General features: G+C 44.3%; 22 protein-coding genes. 11 read left to right on the top strand and 11 right to left on the bottom strand.

The window, feature by feature from the left end:
• Nucleotides 1–57: 57 nt before the first annotated feature.
• The 3 genes from ACLVWP_RS17575 to ACLVWP_RS17565 form a co-directional block, all read right to left on the bottom strand.
• Nucleotides 58–870: a pirin family protein gene (locus ACLVWP_RS17575; RefSeq protein ID WP_413558963.1), complete on the bottom strand. Its 813-nt coding sequence runs from the start codon at nucleotides 868–870 to the stop codon at nucleotides 58–60.
• A 132-nt stretch (nucleotides 871–1,002) separates the two neighbouring features.
• Nucleotides 1,003–2,811 (bottom strand): amidohydrolase, encoded by a 1,809-nt coding sequence (locus ACLVWP_RS17570; RefSeq protein ID WP_413558962.1) that lies wholly within the window; start codon nucleotides 2,809–2,811, stop codon nucleotides 1,003–1,005.
• A 66-nt stretch (nucleotides 2,812–2,877) separates the two neighbouring features.
• Entirely contained in the window at nucleotides 2,878–3,582 is a 705-nt protein-coding gene (locus ACLVWP_RS17565) for a hydrolase (RefSeq protein ID WP_413558961.1), read from the bottom strand.
• A 154-nt stretch (nucleotides 3,583–3,736) separates the two neighbouring features.
• Here ACLVWP_RS17565 and ACLVWP_RS17560 point away from each other — a divergent pair, with 154 nt between their 5' ends.
• The 3 genes from ACLVWP_RS17560 (at nucleotide 3,737) to ACLVWP_RS17550 (ending at nucleotide 5,771) form a co-directional block, all read left to right on the top strand.
• Complete coding sequence (locus tag ACLVWP_RS17560; RefSeq protein ID WP_413558960.1) at nucleotides 3,737–4,654, top strand: LysR family transcriptional regulator; 918 nt, start codon at nucleotides 3,737–3,739, stop codon at nucleotides 4,652–4,654.
• 154 nt (nucleotides 4,655–4,808) lie between these two features.
• Nucleotides 4,809–5,159 carry a nuclear transport factor 2 family protein gene (locus tag ACLVWP_RS17555; protein WP_413558959.1) on the top strand — a complete coding sequence of 117 codons (351 nt, stop codon included), beginning with the start codon at nucleotides 4,809–4,811 and terminating at the stop codon, nucleotides 5,157–5,159.
• Between the two features lie 42 nt (nucleotides 5,160–5,201).
• On the top strand, nucleotides 5,202–5,771 hold the full coding sequence (locus tag ACLVWP_RS17550; protein ID WP_413558958.1) for an SRPBCC family protein: 570 nt from the start codon (nucleotides 5,202–5,204) through the stop codon (nucleotides 5,769–5,771).
• Here ACLVWP_RS17550 and ACLVWP_RS17545 read toward each other — a convergent pair whose 3' ends face one another.
• Nucleotides 5,772–6,182: a CoA-binding protein gene (locus ACLVWP_RS17545; RefSeq protein ID WP_413558957.1), complete on the bottom strand. Its 411-nt coding sequence runs from the start codon at nucleotides 6,180–6,182 to the stop codon at nucleotides 5,772–5,774.
• An 11-nt stretch (nucleotides 6,183–6,193) separates the two neighbouring features.
• Nucleotides 6,194–6,364, bottom strand: a complete 171-nt coding sequence (locus ACLVWP_RS17540; RefSeq protein ID WP_413558956.1) for a hypothetical protein — start codon at nucleotides 6,362–6,364, stop codon at nucleotides 6,194–6,196.
• A gap of 126 nt (nucleotides 6,365–6,490) precedes the next feature.
• Between ACLVWP_RS17540 and ACLVWP_RS17535 the strand changes: the two genes are divergently transcribed.
• The 3 genes from ACLVWP_RS17535 to ACLVWP_RS17525 all read left to right on the top strand — a co-directional run bounded on the left by ACLVWP_RS17535 (nucleotide 6,491) and on the right by ACLVWP_RS17525 (nucleotide 8,007).
• On the top strand, nucleotides 6,491–6,856 hold the full coding sequence (locus ACLVWP_RS17535; protein WP_413558955.1) for a DUF1428 domain-containing protein: 366 nt from the start codon (nucleotides 6,491–6,493) through the stop codon (nucleotides 6,854–6,856).
• Nucleotides 6,857–6,929: 73 nt separating this feature from the next.
• Nucleotides 6,930–7,445 carry a hypothetical protein gene (locus tag ACLVWP_RS17530; protein WP_413558954.1) on the top strand — a complete coding sequence of 172 codons (516 nt, stop codon included), beginning with the start codon at nucleotides 6,930–6,932 and terminating at the stop codon, nucleotides 7,443–7,445.
• 10 nt (nucleotides 7,446–7,455) lie between these two features.
• Entirely contained in the window at nucleotides 7,456–8,007 is a 552-nt protein-coding gene (locus ACLVWP_RS17525) for a hypothetical protein (RefSeq protein WP_413558953.1), read from the top strand.
• Here the strand turns inward: ACLVWP_RS17525 and ACLVWP_RS17520 are convergent.
• Nucleotides 8,004–9,341 (bottom strand): chloride channel protein, encoded by a 1,338-nt coding sequence (locus ACLVWP_RS17520; protein WP_413558952.1) that lies wholly within the window; start codon nucleotides 9,339–9,341, stop codon nucleotides 8,004–8,006. The two genes, ACLVWP_RS17525 and ACLVWP_RS17520, sit on opposite strands and share 4 nt — an antisense overlap.
• Nucleotides 9,342–9,450: 109 nt before the next feature.
• Here ACLVWP_RS17520 and ACLVWP_RS17515 point away from each other — a divergent pair, with 109 nt between their 5' ends.
• A complete protein-coding gene (locus ACLVWP_RS17515; protein ID WP_413558951.1) occupies nucleotides 9,451–9,939 on the top strand; it encodes a hypothetical protein in 489 nt (162 codons plus the stop codon).
• Nucleotides 9,940–9,955: 16 nt separating this feature from the next.
• On the opposite strand, the gene ACLVWP_RS17510 is transcribed toward ACLVWP_RS17515, so the two are convergent.
• The 3 genes from ACLVWP_RS17510 to ACLVWP_RS17500 form a co-directional block, all read right to left on the bottom strand.
• Nucleotides 9,956–10,603, bottom strand: coding sequence for a L,D-transpeptidase (locus tag ACLVWP_RS17510; protein ID WP_413558950.1), 648 nt, complete (start codon nucleotides 10,601–10,603; stop codon nucleotides 9,956–9,958).
• Nucleotides 10,604–10,680: 77 nt separating this feature from the next.
• Nucleotides 10,681–11,106, bottom strand: coding sequence for a hypothetical protein (locus ACLVWP_RS17505; RefSeq protein WP_413558949.1), 426 nt, complete (start codon nucleotides 11,104–11,106; stop codon nucleotides 10,681–10,683).
• 110 nt (nucleotides 11,107–11,216) lie between these two features.
• Nucleotides 11,217–11,711, bottom strand: coding sequence for a hypothetical protein (locus ACLVWP_RS17500; RefSeq protein ID WP_413558948.1), 495 nt, complete (start codon nucleotides 11,709–11,711; stop codon nucleotides 11,217–11,219).
• A 188-nt stretch (nucleotides 11,712–11,899) separates the two neighbouring features.
• Here ACLVWP_RS17500 and ACLVWP_RS17495 point away from each other — a divergent pair, with 188 nt between their 5' ends.
• Both ACLVWP_RS17495 and ACLVWP_RS17490 read left to right on the top strand, forming a co-directional pair.
• Nucleotides 11,900–12,667 (top strand): DUF4423 domain-containing protein, encoded by a 768-nt coding sequence (locus ACLVWP_RS17495; protein ID WP_413558947.1) that lies wholly within the window; start codon nucleotides 11,900–11,902, stop codon nucleotides 12,665–12,667.
• Nucleotides 12,660–13,715: a hypothetical protein gene (locus ACLVWP_RS17490; RefSeq protein ID WP_413558946.1), complete on the top strand. Its 1,056-nt coding sequence runs from the start codon at nucleotides 12,660–12,662 to the stop codon at nucleotides 13,713–13,715. Before ACLVWP_RS17495 ends, ACLVWP_RS17490 begins: the two co-directional genes overlap by 8 nt.
• 52 nt (nucleotides 13,716–13,767) lie before the next feature.
• Here ACLVWP_RS17490 and ACLVWP_RS17485 read toward each other — a convergent pair whose 3' ends face one another.
• Together ACLVWP_RS17485 and ACLVWP_RS17480 are read right to left on the bottom strand one after the other, a co-directional pair.
• Nucleotides 13,768–15,360, bottom strand: a complete 1,593-nt coding sequence (locus tag ACLVWP_RS17485) for an ABC-F family ATP-binding cassette domain-containing protein (protein WP_413558945.1) — start codon at nucleotides 15,358–15,360, stop codon at nucleotides 13,768–13,770.
• A gap of 89 nt (nucleotides 15,361–15,449) precedes the next feature.
• A complete protein-coding gene (locus ACLVWP_RS17480) occupies nucleotides 15,450–16,466 on the bottom strand; it encodes a hypothetical protein (protein WP_413558944.1) in 1,017 nt (338 codons plus the stop codon).
• A gap of 165 nt (nucleotides 16,467–16,631) precedes the next feature.
• Between ACLVWP_RS17480 and ACLVWP_RS17475 the strand changes: the two genes are divergently transcribed.
• Both ACLVWP_RS17475 and ACLVWP_RS17470 read left to right on the top strand, forming a co-directional pair.
• On the top strand, nucleotides 16,632–17,399 hold the full coding sequence (locus ACLVWP_RS17475) for a hypothetical protein (protein WP_413558943.1): 768 nt from the start codon (nucleotides 16,632–16,634) through the stop codon (nucleotides 17,397–17,399).
• A 174-nt stretch (nucleotides 17,400–17,573) separates the two neighbouring features.
• Nucleotides 17,574–18,335 (top strand): cyclic nucleotide-binding domain-containing protein, encoded by a 762-nt coding sequence (locus tag ACLVWP_RS17470; protein WP_413558942.1) that lies wholly within the window; start codon nucleotides 17,574–17,576, stop codon nucleotides 18,333–18,335.
• Nucleotides 18,336–18,372: the final 37 nt, after the last annotated feature.

Genomic DNA, 18,372 nt, shown 5'->3' with positions numbered 1-18,372 from the left:
GGGGGAGGGTCAAGAAAAAAGGCGGACCATGCGGCCCGCCTTTTATGGGGAGGAGTGTTAAGGAAGGTTAAATAGGATCATTTCGGAATCGTCACTAGCTTTGATGTTTGCAACTGCGACATCTGTGGCCGCAATGGCGTCACCAGTAGCTAGTTTTTCGCCGTTTACCTCAACGTTACCTTTAACCACTTGTAGCCACATACGGCGAGTGTCGCCAATGTTGAACTCAAGTTCTTCAGATTTTTTCAAACGCGAAATAAACATGTCAGCGTCTTGATGAATTCCAATAGTTCCATTCTTACCATCTTGAGAAACCACATGAACTAGCTTTTGCGAATTCAATTCAGTCTCAAAAGATTTTTGACCGTAACCAGGTTGCACTCCGCGAGCATTTGGCATGATCCAGATTTGGAAGAAATGAGTTTCATCCTTTTCTTGATCATTGTACTCAGAGTGCAAAACTCCTGTGCCCGCGCTCATACGTTGTACTTCACCAGGTCTGATAACCGCGACGTTACCCATAGAGTCTTTGTGCTGAAGAGCTCCAGACACTACGTAAGAGATAATTTCCATATCACGGTGCGGATGTGTATCGAAACCCGAACCACCTGAAATTCTGTCTTCGTTAATCACACGAAGTGGACCGAAGTGCATGTGTTGTGGGTCGTAATATTCCGCGAAAGAAAATGTATGAAGCGATTTCAACCAACCGTGATTCGCAAGTCCTCTTTCATTTGATCTTCTAATTGTTAGCATACCTTTTTCCTTTCTCTTTTTTAGAGGCACTGCCCCCGCTGCTATTAAGCCTGCTGCTGTTATTAAAGCGCCGACAATAAATCCGCGGCGCTTAAGGGGTTTCTTCAAGTTCATGAGTGCCTCCCATGAACTAAGTATCGGCGATTTGAGCTAATAAAAAAATTATTAAGAATTAATAAACTATATAGATACAGATTATATAGTTTCGGGGGCCACTGGGTGGTTAAACCCAGTGGAATCAATGGTTTAGCGGTTATGTTGATAGCCGCCAAAGAAGTTAACTGGGGACCACTCAGGCAAAGCGCGAGGAGCCTTTGGAGCAAGTTCTGAGTATTCCTTTTGAGCCGATTTCACTTCACCACCGACAACAGTCAGGTCGGAAGAGATATCTTTGATCTGAGCTTCAGGAACTGTGAAGTAGTCTTTGTTCAAAAGCGCAAAGTCTGCAAATTCACCTTCGACGATATCACCTTTCAAAGTTTCTTCTTTCGAGAACCAAGCCGCACCTTTGGTCCAAATATAAAGTGCTTTTTCACGAGACAAACGATTGCGATCACTCATGTGTTTAAAGCCGCCGACAGTTTTTCCACTCACATGCCAGTACAAAGACACCCATGGATTGAACGAAGACACGCGAGTCGCATCAGTGCCAGAACCTACAGGGATATTCAGTGCCATCATGTCAGCAATTGGTGGAGCTGTTTCTGCTTTTTTATTTCCGTACTGTTTCGCGAACTCTTCACCTTGGAAGGCCAAGCGATCTTGAACAGAAATACCACCGCCCAAAGATTTAATACGTTGAAGATTTTTGTAAGACACAGTCTCCGCGTGATCGATGATGAATCGGTCAGGGAATGCGCCACCTTCTTTTTTAATTTCCTCAACCACATTTAAGATACGTGCAATAGATTCGTCATAAGTTGCATGAATACGGAAGATCCATTGGTGTTTGAACAAAAGTTTCAAGATCGGTTTTAGTTCTGCTTCCATATTCGCTGGCAAATCTGGACGAGGCTCCATGAAGTCCTCAAAGTCCGCTGCTGCCGCCGTTAGATTTTCGCCTCCACCCATCAAGTGATAGTGAGAACCCAAGTGAAGATCATGCAGGCTTTCCGGGTGAGCTGACTTTGTCCAACGTTCATAGTCGGCAAGTTCTTTTCCGGCAACTGGAGCGAATAGGTAGAATGGAATACGCAGAGCGAGTTTCTTTTCATCGTTTAGCTCTTTTGCGATACGGTGATCTTCAGGGAAAAAGAATCCGCCACCACCAGCATCAATCACACTCGTTAGACCAAGACGGCTCAACTCATTAAAGTAAAGAACCGTCGAGTTGCGTTCTTCGTCACGATTAGCAAGCTTTGGAGTAGCGCCCAGGGTTTTGTAAAGAACCATGGCGTTGGGCTTTGCAGTCAATACGCCAGTAGGTTTGCCGTTTTTATCCAGTTCAACCTCGCCATCAGGAAACTTAGTGTCTTTAGTGTAGTTCAAAGCTTTAACGCCAGCCTCATTCAAGAAGGCTTTCGAATAAAGGTACATTACGAATACAGGGCGATTTGGTGAAGCTTCGTTCAATTCTTTGATTGTCGGGAAGCGATTTTCTTTAAACTGATGAGGAGACCAACCGCCAACGACACGAACCCACTGACCTTCTGGGGTGCGAGCAGCTTGCTCTTTGATCATCTTAAGGCCTTCTTTAAGGGATTTTACGCCGTCCCAGCGAAGTTCAAGATTGTAGTTAAGGCCTGCGCGAATCGGATGGTGATGTGTATCTGTTAGTCCTGGGATCACTGTGCGACCCTTGGCATCGATAATTTTCGTGCTGTCGGATTTAAGTTTCATCACTTCGTCATTTGTTCCAACTTTGACGAAGACGCCATTTTTCACAGCAAAGGCCTCTTTGAAGCCGCTCTTGTGAGAAAACACCTTGGCGTTGCGAACGATAAGGTCGGCGGAGATTTTTGAGTCTTGGGCTTTTGCGACAGAGGTGTAAGTCAAAGCAGCTGCGGAACCGAGAAGAAGAACGTTCTTAAGTTGTTTTTTGATTGTGTTTTTCATGGTGGTTTTTCCTTAGAGATAAAAAAAGCGCTGAGACTTTCATCTCAGCGCTGGGGATTTGGTAAACTATTTTTTACCTTCTTTAGCGCCGAACATTTCTTTAGCGTAGATGATACCAAGACCGTAGCCGCCACCGTGTTGTTTTGCGATACCAGTTACAGCGTCATAAGTAGCACCACGAGCCCAGTCACGTTGTAGTTCTAGAAGGTATTGCATCCAAGTGATTGGTTTTGCACCAGCTTGAACCATTCTTTGGATTGCAGTTTCGTGAGCAACATTAGATACACCACCAGAAGCGTCTACTACGAAATAAACATCATAACCTTCATCGATAGCTGATAGAACCGGACCTACGCCACACACTTCTGTCCAAAGTGCTGCGATAACGATTTTCTTTTTGCCGATTTTTTTGACAGCATCAGTGACACGATCGTCTTCCCAAGTATTCATCGTTGTACGATCGATTGGTTTTTGATCTGGGAATACGGCTTGAACTTCAGGGAAAAGAGGACCTGAGAAAGATTTCTCTGCGACTGTTGTTAAGATTGTTGGAACATTAAATACTTTTGCTGATTTCGCAAGACCCATAACGTTGTTGCGAAGTGTTTGGATATCGATTGATGTTGTTGCAAACGCCATTTGTGGTTGGTGATCGATCAAGATCAATGTGTGGTTTGTTGGTGTTAGTAAACCTTTAGATGGTTTGCCTGCTTGAGCTTGAACTGCTGTCAATGCTACTAGTGCTGCGAAGATTACTTTAAATGCTTTCATGTTGTTTCCCCCGTTAGGATGTTTGTTTTTATTTGCGCGTTTTGTTTGTTGTTCGCGTCTTATGAACCTAATATCGGACAGAATTCGCTTGAAAAAAATTAATATGATTTTATGATCATAATAAACATAGACTATATTGTTTTGGAGCATAAAAGTGACCATAGATCAGCTGGAAACCCTTGAAATGATTGTAGAAAAAGGCAGTTTCAAGGCGGCCGCAGAGCACCTGTACAAGACCCAACCCAGCCTCAGTGTGGCCATTAAGAAGCTGGAAGAAGAATTCGACCTTCAACTTTTTAATCGTGAAGAATACAGACCAAAGCTCACTCCAGAAGGTTTGGTGTTCTATAACTGGGCCAAGCAATGCCTTTTCTCTTTCCGCGAGTTGCAAACTGTCGGGCAAGAGCTTGGATCTAAAAAAGTTGAACCGTTTTTGACTATCGTACTTGATCCTCTTGTGCGTTTCGAGGCAATTGAAGGCGTCTTTCAAGAAACAGTATTAAGTAAACATCCGACGGAGATGACATTTCGCTCAGAGATCATGAGTGGCGGATTGAACTCTTTGTTGTCAGGTGATGCGGACTTCTCTATCGCGACAAAGTCTTCCGAGAACGATAACATTGAGAGTGTATTCTTTGATAAGATCGAGATGATTCCTGTCGTTTCTAAATCTTTAGCAAAGAAGCTTCCGAATTTAACTTATAAGTCTTTAAAGCAATATCCACAGATTGTCGTTCTTCAGCAGGGAGATAAGAACAATCTGCTGAAGCGTGATACAAAAGGGCTTATCGCCGATTCTAAGAAAAGCTATGTCACAGATCATGCTCTTAAACACAGAATGATCGCGAATGGTTTCGGGTGGGGGCGTTTGCCGTTCAATGAAGTTGAAAAGGAATTGAAAAAAGAAACTTTGATTCAAATCCATGACGATCATGTTAAGCCGTTTTCTTTGGATTTGCATATCATGCGCTTAAAACACAAGCCTATGGGGCCAGTTGCCCGTGCCGTATGGGAGCAACTTCTACAAAATTGCATGAAGCAACAACAGACGAAAAAGAAGACCCGCTCTTAGTGACAGGAATGTCATGTGTCTCTGTATGGCCGATGTCATATCATGATCGTTCGCATGGAGGACGATCATGCCGGCTCGGCAGTACAAACAATTCTTTCTAAATTATGTGAATGCGTATAACCAGGGTTTGCAAGGTAGTTTAGATACCGCCCTTATGCGTAGTTTTTTTACGGATCAATTCTTATCGGCGGGACCTGATTCAATTGAAACCGGAACAAATGATTCAGAATTCGCGCAAACTCTGAATGATGCCTATTCGTTTTATCGAAAAATCGGCACACGCGAGATGCATATCAGAAATCTTATGGTGACTCCCATTGATCGCTTCCACGATATGGTGAAGGTTTATTACCGAGCTGATTATTCCCCTGAGGGAAAACCGCTGAAATCTATTGATTTTGACGTAACCTACTTCATGCAGATAACGGATGCAGGACCGAAGGTCTTTGGATTTGTTTCCGGAGATGAGATGCAAGCGTACCGGGACGCAGGATTAGTTAGTTGAAATCGGCAAACAATCAGGAGACCATAGCAACGGAGGAATATTATGGTTAAAAAAATCGCTCTGGGTGTCTTGATTCTGGTTGTTGTTTTCTTGGGATATGTGGCGACTCGCCCAAGTGCTTTTCGTTATGAAAACAGCACGGTGATCAATGCTCCTGCTGACAAAATTTTCCCATACTTGAGTAATTTCAAGCTAGGTGGTCAGTGGAATCCGTTTGAACAAGCTGATCCGAATATGAAAAAAACCTTCACGGGTGAAGACGGCAAAGTTGGATCGGTGTTCGAGTTTGAAGGCAATAGCGATGCGGGTTCAGGCAAGCTTGAAATGTTACAGGTCATTCCCAATGAGTTTGCCCAAATGAAATTGACCATGACAAAACCAATAGCTGGAGAGCAAATGATTGATTATCGTCTGACTCCAGAAGGTCAGGGCACTCGCTTTACTTGGACGATGCACGGTGATGGTGGATTTATATCGAAATTGATGACTGTACTCATTGATTGCCAAAAAATGTTTAGCAATATGATGGGTAAAGGTTTTGATAGCTTGAAAAAAGTTGTCGAGACTCCGGAAGGTTCTGCACCAGTTCCTACACAAAGTCCCGCGAACTAATTAGAACCAACGTTTGTGTTCAATGATAAGGCAGCGATCAGAGACTACTTTGATCCCTGCCTTTTCTGCTTTCGCCTCGGCTTCTGGATGGCTGATCCCCAGTTGAAGCCATAATACTTCCACGCCACCGACAGCTAATACTTCATCGACAACTTCTGGAATCTTGTCTGAACTTCTAAAGACATCGACAAACTTTCTGTACTCTGCAGGCACATCTTTCAGCGACGAGTAGATTTCAAAACCATTCGCCTCATGTTTCTTAGGATAAGTTCCCACCATCTGCCAGCCATGATCGCGCATATAAAGCGGAACATAGTGACTAGCTTTTGTGGGATCATTGCTAAGTCCATAGACGGCAAATTTTTTGTGCTTCTCAAGAAGTGATTTGATTTCGTTGTCTTTAACGTTCATCTAAAAATTCCTTAGCCTCTAGCTTGTGGGTCGGGTGGCAGTTTCTTTTCAGGCACTCCTGGTTGTGGATCAATCTCTGGAACTTTGCTTGGGTTCGGATCAATTTCCGGAGTGTCCCTACGCGGATCACGTTTGTTCGGGTTTTCCACTGGATTACTTGGTCTTTGTGGTTTGTCTGCCATGATAACACCTCCACATTCAGTCTAAGACCATTTTCCTGAAATGGATATGTGTCCTCTAACAACTTTGACCTGGATTGATTCTCCCATATAATTTCATCGATACCAAAAACAATATGGAGGTTCCCTGTGGCTAAGTATGTCGATGGATTTGTGATTACTCTTCCTAAGAATAAGATCTCTGAATATAAAAAGATGGCAAAAATGGGCTGTAAGGTTTGGATGGATCATGGGGCCTTGGAGTATGTTGAAACAGTTGGGGATGATATGAATCCTCCGTATGGCACTCCATTTCCAAAACTCGCTAAATCTAAATCCAACGAAGTGGTGATTTTTTCTTGGATCACATTCAAATCCAAAGCTCACCGTAATCAGGTGAATAAAAAAGTTATGGCTGATCCACGAATGCAAATGGACGGCAAAACAGAAAAAGACATGCCATTCGATATGAAGCGTATGTCTTACGGTGGGTTTAAGACTCTGGTTGAGCAGTAGTTGCAGTTTCTGCACTGTGCTTGATTGACAAGTTTGGCGCCTCTTAATGAAATCACGTCGTTAAGAGGTGTCTGTGAGACTTGTGATTTTCATTTCCCTTTCTTTTGCGACAGCGATCTCATCCGCGGCTGAACGCTTTAATCACATTACCTGCGAATATCAAAAATCGGGTTCCTCTTGGGAGTTCATGGCGGTTAATTATAATCGCGATGGCTTTACACTTGAGCCGGGGCAGTCGGCAGCCATCGTGACTGCTTGGACAACGACAAGATCTAAAAATGTCGGTTACTGTCTTTCTTTTAAAGGCACGGCTGATTCCGCCATTATCGAAACTAATCTCAATGTCTTCACGGGTTCTGAAATCTTCGGCACTGACCTGCAAAACTGTGCAGCGAATGGTGCCAACGTAACGACGATCAAAAAACAGACTTTCGTAACTCAACACGGAGACAGCGTGGAAATGTCTGTGGAGAATTGGTGGGACGAAGGTGAGCCAACTCTTTTGCTGAAGCACTATGTTCTTAAGCTGAATGAAAACGACTACGCCTCAGAGATCGCCGTAGCTAAGTGCAATGAGATGAAACCTTAAGGGATGACCTGTGTTTAAAGTATTACTTCCGATTTTGTTTTTATTCTCGACTTCAACATTCGCCGCGATGGAAATTTCTAACCTAAGTTGCCATTTCGTCAAAGACGAAGGCAAATGGGATTTCCACTTCGCAAAATGGCAGACGATTCCATATACTCTTGCCGCTCGAGAAACCCGGGTCATGCAAACCATGTGGTTTTCTCCGACCAATGATGAGCAGGGGCCAGGAACCACGTGGTGCTCTGAGCTTGTGGGTACGGCCACGGAGCGTTTTATTATTAAAACCCACCGCTATGCTTTTCAAAGATTGGATGGATTTTACGAAAACTCATGTAAACCCTTTGGTGAAGGCATTGAGTTTATCGAATTAACGGCGGACCTGATTGGTATTTCTAAGGCCTATTTTGCAGAAACAGAACACCCATGGAACCCCGGCCTTGTATTTAGAACTGTATTTAACGTGATTACCGGGGACCAAGTGCGCAAGTTGAATGAAGCTTCAGATGAACATCAGGCCGAGTTCTTAGAGACTTTGTGCAGGGCTCAGATGCCAAGGTACTAGTTTTTACCAGTACCTTGAGTTGGATAATATTCGTGCGGCACCTGTAAGCCTCTGCGAACGATTTTTTCTGTCATGATTGAATTTTTCATTAGTAAAGATGAAACCACGTAAGCAATCGAACAGCAGCCCAGTAAAGGCACCAATCCCAGTGGTTGTTTCGTTCCTTCTAAAGCAAAGATAACTGACGTTAATAGAGCTCTTGATGATCCTGCAAAAAGAGCTGCCATTCCCACTAAAGCCATCGCATGAGGATCGATATTCCACTCAGGAAATATCATTGTAATGCCGGTGCCCACAATAAAACCAAACGAAGCTCCTAAAGTTAATAGGGGCGCAAGTGTTCCGCCGGAAGTACCACTTCCTAAAGCCAATGCCCAGGACAGAAACTTCCAAACCAAAATACTAGCAGCCGCACCGACCGTGAGGGAGCCACTTAAACTCATCGAGATATTTCCGTATCCCACTCCCAAGCTTCGAGGTTCAATCATTCCGATGAGCCCGACAGCAAGTCCCCCAAGGGCGGGCCACCACATCCAATGAATCGGAATTTTTTCAAATGCATCTTCGATCCAATAAATAGATTTCGTTACAAAGATACACATAAGTCCCATCACCACACCAAAACCTAAGAACACCATGAGTTGTGTGAGGTTTGTTTCTCCAAGAGAGGGCATTTGAAAGAATGACTCGTTACCGATCAAAAGACCTCGAAGAGTTGAAGCAATAACAGTCGCCAGGGCTACGGGAACAAAAGATTTCGCGCGAAATTCAAAGAGCAAGAGTTCAATTGCTATCATCACCGCAGACAAAGGTGTTCCAAAGATCGCAGCCATTCCTGCGGCCGCTCCCGATGCTAGCAAAATTTTTCGTTCGTAAGAAGAAACGGGAAGCACTTGTCCGATCCATGATCCTAAAGCTCCACCGGTTGCGATGATCGGTCCTTCTGCACCAAAGGGACCGCCAGAACCAATCGCAATGGCAGATGAAAGAGGCTTTAATAAAGTAATACGACGAGGAATACGACTGTCGCGTTGTAAAATATTTTCCATTGCTTCAGGGATACCGTGTCCGCGAATAGCTTTAGATCCCCAGCGAGCCATGGCTCCGACAATCAGGCCTCCAATCACTGGAATTCCCACGGACCACCAACCCAGAGTGTGGTCGGCCGGGGAGTGTTCAGAAAAGGAGAAGCTCTGAAAATAAAAGAGATTGGTAGAGAGTTGAATTGCCAGTAACAGGCCTTTAGCGACGAAGGTCATCGCAATTCCGATCAAACAACTGATCGAGTATATAAAAACCACCTGTCTTTTTCTGCTGAGCTCATGTTCTGCCATCAATATCTCCGATCTGGCGAATCTGCGCTCACTCGTCAGAAGGTACAATGCTTTGGACCTTGCATCGAAACGGTGTGTCATGTATTTTCTCGATCAAGGAATCAACAAAATGGAAACAAACTGCTGCGTCTGTCAAAAACCGAAAGCGAATCTACAATGCGGAGTCTGCAAAGAACCTGTTTGTAAGAAGTGCGCGCAGTTCTTAGATGAAGGCACGTTTTCTTTCATGAAAGTAGTTCCTGAAAATGTTCGTCACACAGTTTACTGTGGTCCTTGTTACGATCAGGTGGCGGCTCCGGCTTTAGCTTCCTACGAAGCTGATATGAAAAAAGCCAAAGCCATTAGCATCTTTATGAAAGAAGATTCTAAAATCACCCAAAGATTCAGCCGTAAAGAAAACGCGATTGAAATCCCAGAGTGTGATGACCGTGAAGAGTTGATTATGCGTCTGGCATTTTTAGCGGTGCAAGGCGGATTCAACGCCCTAGTCGACGTCGAGATTAAACACGAAAAAGTAAAGCCCGGCGGCAAGTATCAATATACGAAGTGGAGCGGGAAGGGCATTCCCACTCTTGTCACTTCGAGCAGACATCTTTAATTTAAAATCCACCTATCTATTGAACCGTGATCCAAACTCGGCTGATACCATAAGAGCGAACCATGCGGTTAAAGCTGTAAGCATTATCGGGGTGCATGCGTATGCATCCGTGCGATGCTGGCGTTCCTAATTTAGGCCAATTGCCTTTAGGTGTTCCATGCAAGGCATACCCACCCGTAATAAACACAGCATAAGGCATATTGCCTAATCCGTTGTAATCACCTTCGGGATATTTGGTTGAGGTGTAGCGATCATAGATGCGACCGTTTGGATGTCGGTCAAAGTTCGGAGTGCCGTAACCCTTGATGCCCGTAGATACTGCCCACGATCCGCGAACAGTTCCGTTGACGTATAGATACATGCGCTGCGAGCTTTTAACGACTTGGGCCCAAATAGCACATCCACCACGTTGGCATCCGCCAAAGGGTCCAATGATGTCATCCATCACAGTATTGATGTGGGCAGATTTCCCAGTTTCTTGTTCGTAGATTTTGTCGTACTGATCCAAGATTTGTTCAACGTTTGGATCGAAGGGATCGATATGTTCCAGCATGTTAGGAATGCGGTCATCGTCGATGTATGTTGAAACTTCAGCCTTTGCAGAGTTTCCTACAAGTAGCAGTAGCGAAAGGCTGAAACATGTTACGTGATGGCTTGTTTTCATGTCGCACCTCAATTTGCGAGTGGGTTAAACTTGCCCACAGTGTACTCTTGCGTACAAAAAATTGAGGCGGACCTAGGCTAATACGAGACTTCTGTTGCGGTAGAAATTTTCAGTGTTTCGTTCTGAACGTTTTGCATGACAACTTCGAATTGGTGTTTCAACAAATCGCTGTCGGAAATTGTGTGGCAGAACAAGAATGTTAAATGCAGACGTTCTTTGTCATCCAACTTAAACAGATCCCACAAACGTGGAAGTGTATCCATTGAAAGATGTCTCTTTTTGTCGAACACAAGCTTCACAAAAGTTTTCGATACGTGAAGGCGGTCCGCGCAGTACTGTAGGGAGAACGAGTATTTCTTTGCTTTCTCTACAGAAAATTTTTCCTTTAAAAAATCACGGTAATCTGGGTAATTGCCGATTTGAATTGGTTGACTCATAAATAGCTCTTTATTTTTGATTGAGTTTGGAAGGGCGATCGCCTCTCCGGATAGTTCTGTGAACATTGAAATCACCTTTGTGGTTAATTTAATCTAAAAAAATCTCGCGAAAGGATAACCGGGGAGGTTTAAATTCCCCGGTCGGTCGGATTCACGCTTTCCAATTCCTCAATGAATTAGTTACGGTCTTGATCTAGAGCGATTTCCATTCTGTTAACGCCAAGGTTTACACCGAAGCCTTTAGCGAATTGGAAAGACACTTTAAGAGCGATTGTTGGAAGGTCGATACGAGTCGCAGTGATAACACCAACGCCACCAAGGATTGCGCCTTGAGCTTGAGCTACATAGTAAGTACCAAGGATTGATTCTGGGTTAGAGTCGAAAAGTGCGATTTCAGCAGCTTGACCAGTCAATTCCATTTTGCCCAATGCGATTTGTGGAGAGAAAGGCTTAGCTTTCATTGTAACAGTTACTGGGTATTCAGCAGTTTGACCCGTTGGAGACATACAAGCCAATGTACCTTTACCATTGTATTGGTAGTTACCAAGGATAACTTTGATACCAGAAGCAGTACCTTTGAAGTTCAAGTTACAAGCCCATGCTGGAGCTGTGTAAGCGTGAGCTTGAGAAACACCAAGAACCATTGCGATAGCCAAGAATACTTTTTTCATTTTAATCCTCCTTAGGATTGTTTTTGTTAGTTCGTTAACTTTTCCGCTGCTGCGGTATGGATCAGTAGATATTCCTGTTCAAAAAGGATGTCTAGACCCCGAACGGGACATAGTGTCCCGAGTTTGCGAATCGGGACAAACTGTCCCGAACACTTGCGTTATTAGAGTTTTGTGTCTATATAGGTTCCATGGAAATCACTGTAAAAAAGTTATTGATGCAGGAATTAGCAAGGCGACAAACCCGCAATTCGTCTTATTCTCTACGAGCGTTCGCACGTGATTTGGGAATTGGCTCGACGACATTATCTGATGTCATGGGCGACAGAAGGTCTCTCTCTAAATCGAATTTAGAGAAAGTCATGGAGCGTTTGTTGGTTTCTCCTCTAGAGAGAGAGCTTCTTTGGGCTGAGTACAGACAGGGCTCAAGCAAAGTTGAAATAGATGAGCGCCTCTTGATGGAGGAAGATACTTTCCGTCTGATCGCGGATTGGCATTATCTAGCGATTATGAATCTTGCGAAGCTATCTGAAAATAGAGCTAGCCCTCTATGGATTGCAAAAAGACTTGGTATAACAGAGCAAGAAGCTGATCAGGCCCTAGAGCGTTTACTCAGAATGGGACTGGTAAAAAAGAATCGCACGCGACTTGTAAGAACAGATAAGTTTCAAACAAGTAAGGATGTGCCGTCATCTGCAATACGTAAGCACCACAGTCAGAATTTGCATCTAGCAGAGCAATCACTCCACCGTGATTCGGTCGACCAAAGGCAATTCTACTCTATGACGGTGGCAGTGAATCCTGCAAAACTTCCACTGGTACAAGACGTGATATTTAAGGCTCGAAAAAAGGTAGAGGATCTGCTACAAGACGGTCCGTTATCTGAAGTTTACACATTTTCGTTTCAACTTTTTCCGTTAACGAAACTTGAGAATCCTACGGGGGATCAAAATGTTTAAGTTCTCTGGTGTTCTAAAAAAGACTGTATTGGCGCTTGTTGCGTCTTTGTCTGTAAGCGCATTTGCTGGGCCTGGTGGTGACTGGGTTAATAACGGCGGCGGCATCGCTGAAAAGAACGTTCTTTATGCTTACGAGCGTTTGGATCAATACATTGAGATCTGTCTGACTTCTGATGGCTGCAAATTGAGCCCGCGTGAGCGCGAGATCATCGCAAAGATCGCAAAAGGTCTTCCACAAGAAGTTAAAGGTCGTCTGTTGTATTTCGGTTCTGAGCAAAAAACTCCAGGCTTCTTTATGATCGATGGTTTGGTTCGCGTTGCTAAAACTGGCAGCTCACCGAATACTCCGATCTATATCAATTCAGATCTTCTTTACAGTAAAGGTTCTGATGGCCAATACACTGCGGTTTCTATTCCAGAAGCAGTGGCAATCTTGGTTCACGAATTCGGTCATCACTACGGTGGTTACACTCACGAAGAACTAGATTTGTTGGGCGTTCGTATTTCAATGCTTCTGCAAACTAAGATGGCGGTTACGCCGCTTCTTCCGTGGAGCAACGACATTTCTGCCATGGTTTTAACTAAAGACGTTTATACGGCTTATCCTGACGTTCTTTTGAGCGTGGGTGATGACGTTGTCGATATCTCTAAGGCTGTGGCTAACGAGGCGATGTGCTACCGTTTCTCGGTTCCAATCCCTGTATTGCCAATTCCAGATTTGGATTTGATCAGCAAAAAGCCAACAGGCTCTGTTCTTTATAACCTTCACTGGGATAAGTTCAGCGACAGCGATACAAGAATCAAAGTGAAATTGATCGGTAACATCTCTAATTCTTGCTTGTTTAAAACAAACATCCTTTTGCGTAGCAATGACTACAAGATGTCTATCAGCTTCTCTGCGACGAAGCAGAACGGTTCTTGGAAGTTTGATGCGGGATCTTTGAAAGTCGAGCAGTACCGCGATCCTTGGTACAAAGTGATTCGCTTGCCATTCCAGCCAATGTCTTGGTCGGAAATGGGTTTTGAACCATCAGCGGTCAGCAGATAAAAGAAAAGGCGGGGTAACCCGCCTTTTTTATTTTCTAAGTTGTAAGACCGTCTTAGTGCTTTTGTGTAGCCTTAAGGTAACCTTCGTAATCAATGTGGTTATCGTATGTAACCGTCTCGTTGATTTCGATGATTCTGTTCGCAACTGTTTGTAGCAATTCGTGGTCATGGCAAGTGAAGATCACAGTGCCTTTAAAACGTTGTAGGCCTTCATTCACAGCCGTGATGCTCTCTAGGTCCAAGTGATTCGTCGGACCGTCAAGGATCAAGATATTAGAGCCTTCCAACATCAATTTAGAGAACATGCAGCGAACTTTCTCGCCCCCAGACAGAACTGTTGGTTGTTTCAACGCATCTGAACCAGAGAAAAGCATTTTACCCAAGAAACCACGTAGGAAGCTTTCGTCTTTGTCTTCAGAGAACTCACGCAACCATTCAACCAACGAAGCTTCGCTGCCTTGGAAGTATTTAGAGTTGTCAGTCGGGAAGTAACCACGAGTGGTTGTGATACCCCATGTGTAAGTTCCAGAATCAGCCGCCATTTCGCCAGCGATGATTTCCATAAGCAAAGTCTTAGCTAGGTCATTACGACCCATCAACGCGACTTTATCGCCTTTTTTCAAAGAGAAGCTGATGTTTTTAAGAACAGATTCGCCTTCCCAAGTTTTGTTGATCTTATCCACCACCAAAACGTCGTTACCCAAATCACGTTTCATATCGAAACCGATGAACGGTGATTTACGTGAAGAAGCAGGCAAGTCGTTGAACTCAAGCTTTTCCAATTGTTTTTGACGTGAAGAAGCTTGGGCAGACTTAGAGGCATTCGCGCTAAAGCGCGCGATGAAGGCCTTAAGTTCCTCAGCTTTATCAGCACTTTTCTTGTTCTGGTCAGAAAGCATACGTTGTTTAAGTTCGCTTGCTTGGCGCCAGAAATCATAGTTACCAGTGAAAGTCGTCACTTTACCGTAATCGATATCAGCGATATGCGAGCACACTTTGTTCAAGAAGTGACGGTCATGCGAAATCACGATGACAGTGTTGTCGAAGTTCAAAAGGAACTCTTCCAACCATTGGATAGCATAGATGTCCAAGTGATTCGTCGGCTCATCCAGAAGCAAGATGTCGGGACGACCGAACAATGCTTGTGCCAAAAGGACTTTAACCTTTTCGCCTGGATTGAGTTCTTTCATCAGTTTGCTGTGGTAGTCGTCGCCGATACCAAGGCCCGCAAGCATAACGCCTGCTTCAGATTCAGCTTCCCAGCCATTAAGCTCAGCAAAAACTGTTTCTAGTTCAGAAGCACGATTGCCGTCTTCCTCAGAAAAGTCAGGCTTAGCATAAAGCTCGTCTTTTTCTTTCATGACTTTGTAGAGGCGCTCATTGCCCATAAGCACCGTCTGAAGAACCGGGAATTCGTCGTAAGCATAGTGATCCTGCTTAAGAACCGATAAGCGCAAGCTGCCAGGGATGATAACTTCACCTGTATTTGGCTCGATTTCTTTAGCTAGGATTTTTAGGAATGTGGATTTACCCGCGCCATTGGCACCGATCAGGCCATAGCAGTTGCCTGGAGTGAATTTCACATTTACGTCTTCAAAAAGCTTTTTGCCACCAAAACGGAGGCTGACATTGGAAGTGCTGATCATAGGGCTCAGGTTCTAGCCTATTTAGCCCTAAAATAGCAAGGCGACAGTCGAAACTGCCGCCCGGTTTGCCGGTTTTTTCATAGGGAAGACTATCTGCGGGACGCTACTTTGCCCTTAGATTTGAAGTATTTCACCCATTGCTGCCAAACTTGGGACTTCGGAGGCTGAGTTACCACCGGAGTCGTCGGTTTTGGCGTAGGTTGAACTACAACCGGTACCGTTGGTTTTGGTGTCGGCTGAACGACAACTGGAGGTTGCGGAGTAGGCTGGACTACAACCGGAGGCTGCGGTGATGGTTGAACAACCACTGGGGGGGCTTCAACCACTTCGCCCGCAGCCACTTTTAGACCATAGAAGTATTCCGCAAGGTCCACTTCATTTCTTGTGTAATAATTTTTAGTCAAAATACGAGCGTCAGCACCAATATGTGATGGCAATGACAAAGTCGCATCTTTGAAGGCGCTGTCATCAGCAATTTTCAAAAGCTGTGAAGTCCACTTTTCATCACTTGGATCGTAAATTTGTACCGAAGTAGCAGAGGCTGCTTGGACGGCAACAGAGTGACCGTATTCACGAGTAAAGCTGCAAGTCTGACGACCGCTCGCCATGCTTGAACATTTAGGAACATAAGAAGCGAACAGGATAGAACCCACTTGTCCGGCTTGCATATCTGCTAACAAACCTGCCGCAGAAATTGTTTTTTTAGAGTTTTGATAAGAGAAAGAGCTCGCGCCGCTTTGGAAGCCTTTCGCAATTTTATCGAAAGTGGTCTTAGCGTCGTTAACGTAAGTACCATTTTTCGATGTGGTCTTCATATCGTTACCCATCAAAACGATGGCACCGTAAGACCCTTGTTGATAGATGCTGTCAGTGAAGCTACCTGCCACGATATCTTTTTTATCGGCAAAGATCGCTTCCATTACCATTGTTGAAGACGTCGGCACGCAGGCCATACTTCCAAACTTAGATTTAACAGAAGATTCCATTTGATCTAATAGCGGCATGGACTCCGTTTTACATTCTGAAGAAGTACAGGTGATTCCACCGTGAGCAATATTATATGTGAGAACAGTTGCTGCAAATAACGCGGTTGATGCTAATTTCATTATACCCCCAAACACAAAGGGGTTAGAGCAAAACTAGGACCATGGGGTCGTTGCTTGGATAAACGAATTAAAACAGAAAGCAGCTGTCGAACTTGTTATAGGTGCCTAAAGTCTTGACCTTGTTTCCAGTTGCAATTCTTTAGGGGACACCGGGATAATCTAGTTATGAAGCATTTTATTGTAACGATCGTTTTGGTTGCCGCTGTCCTAGTGTACTTTTTTAGAAAAGATAACGTGAACACCGTCGATCATTCAGACGTTCCACGAGATGCAATTACCCAGGAATCTCAATCTGCTCCACCAACGCATCCTTCTCACGACAGCAACTCAGCTAAAGCAGCAACGGTGCCGCAAAGAACTGTTGCCTCAGTAACGAACGTTCCCATGGATACTAAGGAAAGAAAGCTGCTGGTGGATTTAATTAGGGCCACTCGTTCGACGGATACGAATCCTGCAATGAAGGCCAAAGCGCAAAAACTGCGTGAGCAATTCAAAAACCTATCTAATAAGAATGAAGTTGTTTGGGATTACTATCGTGATCTTCAAGCGGCAAATGCTCCGGCGTTTGAAAGAGTCGAAATGCTCGACATGCTCAATGCAAAAGGTGGGGATGCAAAATTGGCAGAGGTTGCCCTGGCAGAGGCGTTGGATTTTTCTCCTGAAAAGACTATCACGATGGAGCAAGCGCAGAACGAACAGCAACGAAATATCGCTTCGACGACAGATCAAAACTACATACCGGTTTTGGTTGCGTATGAAATCTATTTGAATAATTGCGGTAATTATCAAGCTTGCCAAAAAGGTCTTTTGACCGTGATTGCCAACAATGAAAATCACAATATGAAAGCATCCCTTATCGAGGCAGTTAATAAACAGTTCCCTCGATCTCGAGCGGAATTCGCAGCTGACCTTGCCCGCTATCAGTTGAACTAATTCTCTTTAACACCTTCTCATATCGAAACGTTTCGGGTGATTCAGCCTGAGAATTTCTAGCTATCTTTTTGACAGAAAGTTGAAGCTTAGACAGTTTGGGTTGATAATAGAACCTATCTGGCACGTCTGTGGGTCTCAGGAATGAGACAAAAATAATATGGAAGGTTTTAGCATATGGGCCGCAGCCAGGATAAAAACACCTTTTTGATCGTTAGTGGTGATCCCAATAGAATCACGGCTATATCTGACGTCTTAAACAAGCACTTTGCAAATTGCTCGATCTTTCATGGCGCCGACTGGTTCGGGGCTAAATACAAAATCGATAACGTGCGTCCCAAGATCATTTTCATTGATGAGTACCTACCGAAGGGCTCCGGCTACGATATCATTGCGAAAGTTCTAAAAGAAAAAAACAATAGCGACATCTTCATGGTGATGATGTCTTACGTTCCAGACCACGATATGTTTCCACAAGAAGTGCAATCGGGTCGTCTGTCATTCCTATCAGAGCCAAACAGGGAATGGGCTCTGCTCGAAGTCGTTTCTAAAATTATTGCTCCGAAACCGACTAAGGAAGGTTCGCAGTACAAGCTTCGCAGTTTGACAGTCGGCGAAACCCTTTTCAAAGAGGGCGACAACACGGAAGTTGTCTATATCGTGAAGCACGGAACTTTGAGCGCGTACTCTTCGGAAGCCATCACAGGTTCACGTGTCACTTTAGGTGAAATTGGTCCCGGTGAATTCGTTGGGGAGATGGGGCACTTTAATCACGAGCCTCGTTCCGCAACTGTTGAGGCCGTCACTGAAGTAGAGCTTATCGAAATTCCGATGTCAGCTTTGGAGTCCGTGATTTTCTCCAAACCATCTTGGGCCAAAGCCCTCGTAAAAACCCTGTCTTTACGACTGAAAAGAGCTAATAAAGCTTTGACGGGTTAACTACGTCACAGTGTTCAATGTCATATTGACGACAATC

Source organism: Bdellovibrio sp. HCB209 (assembly GCF_047306065.1).
Lineage (GTDB): Bacteria > Bdellovibrionota > Bdellovibrionia > Bdellovibrionales > Bdellovibrionaceae > Bdellovibrio.
The sequence above is the reverse complement of the archived record's forward strand: the minus strand, read 5'-3'. Positions and strand labels throughout refer to the sequence as shown.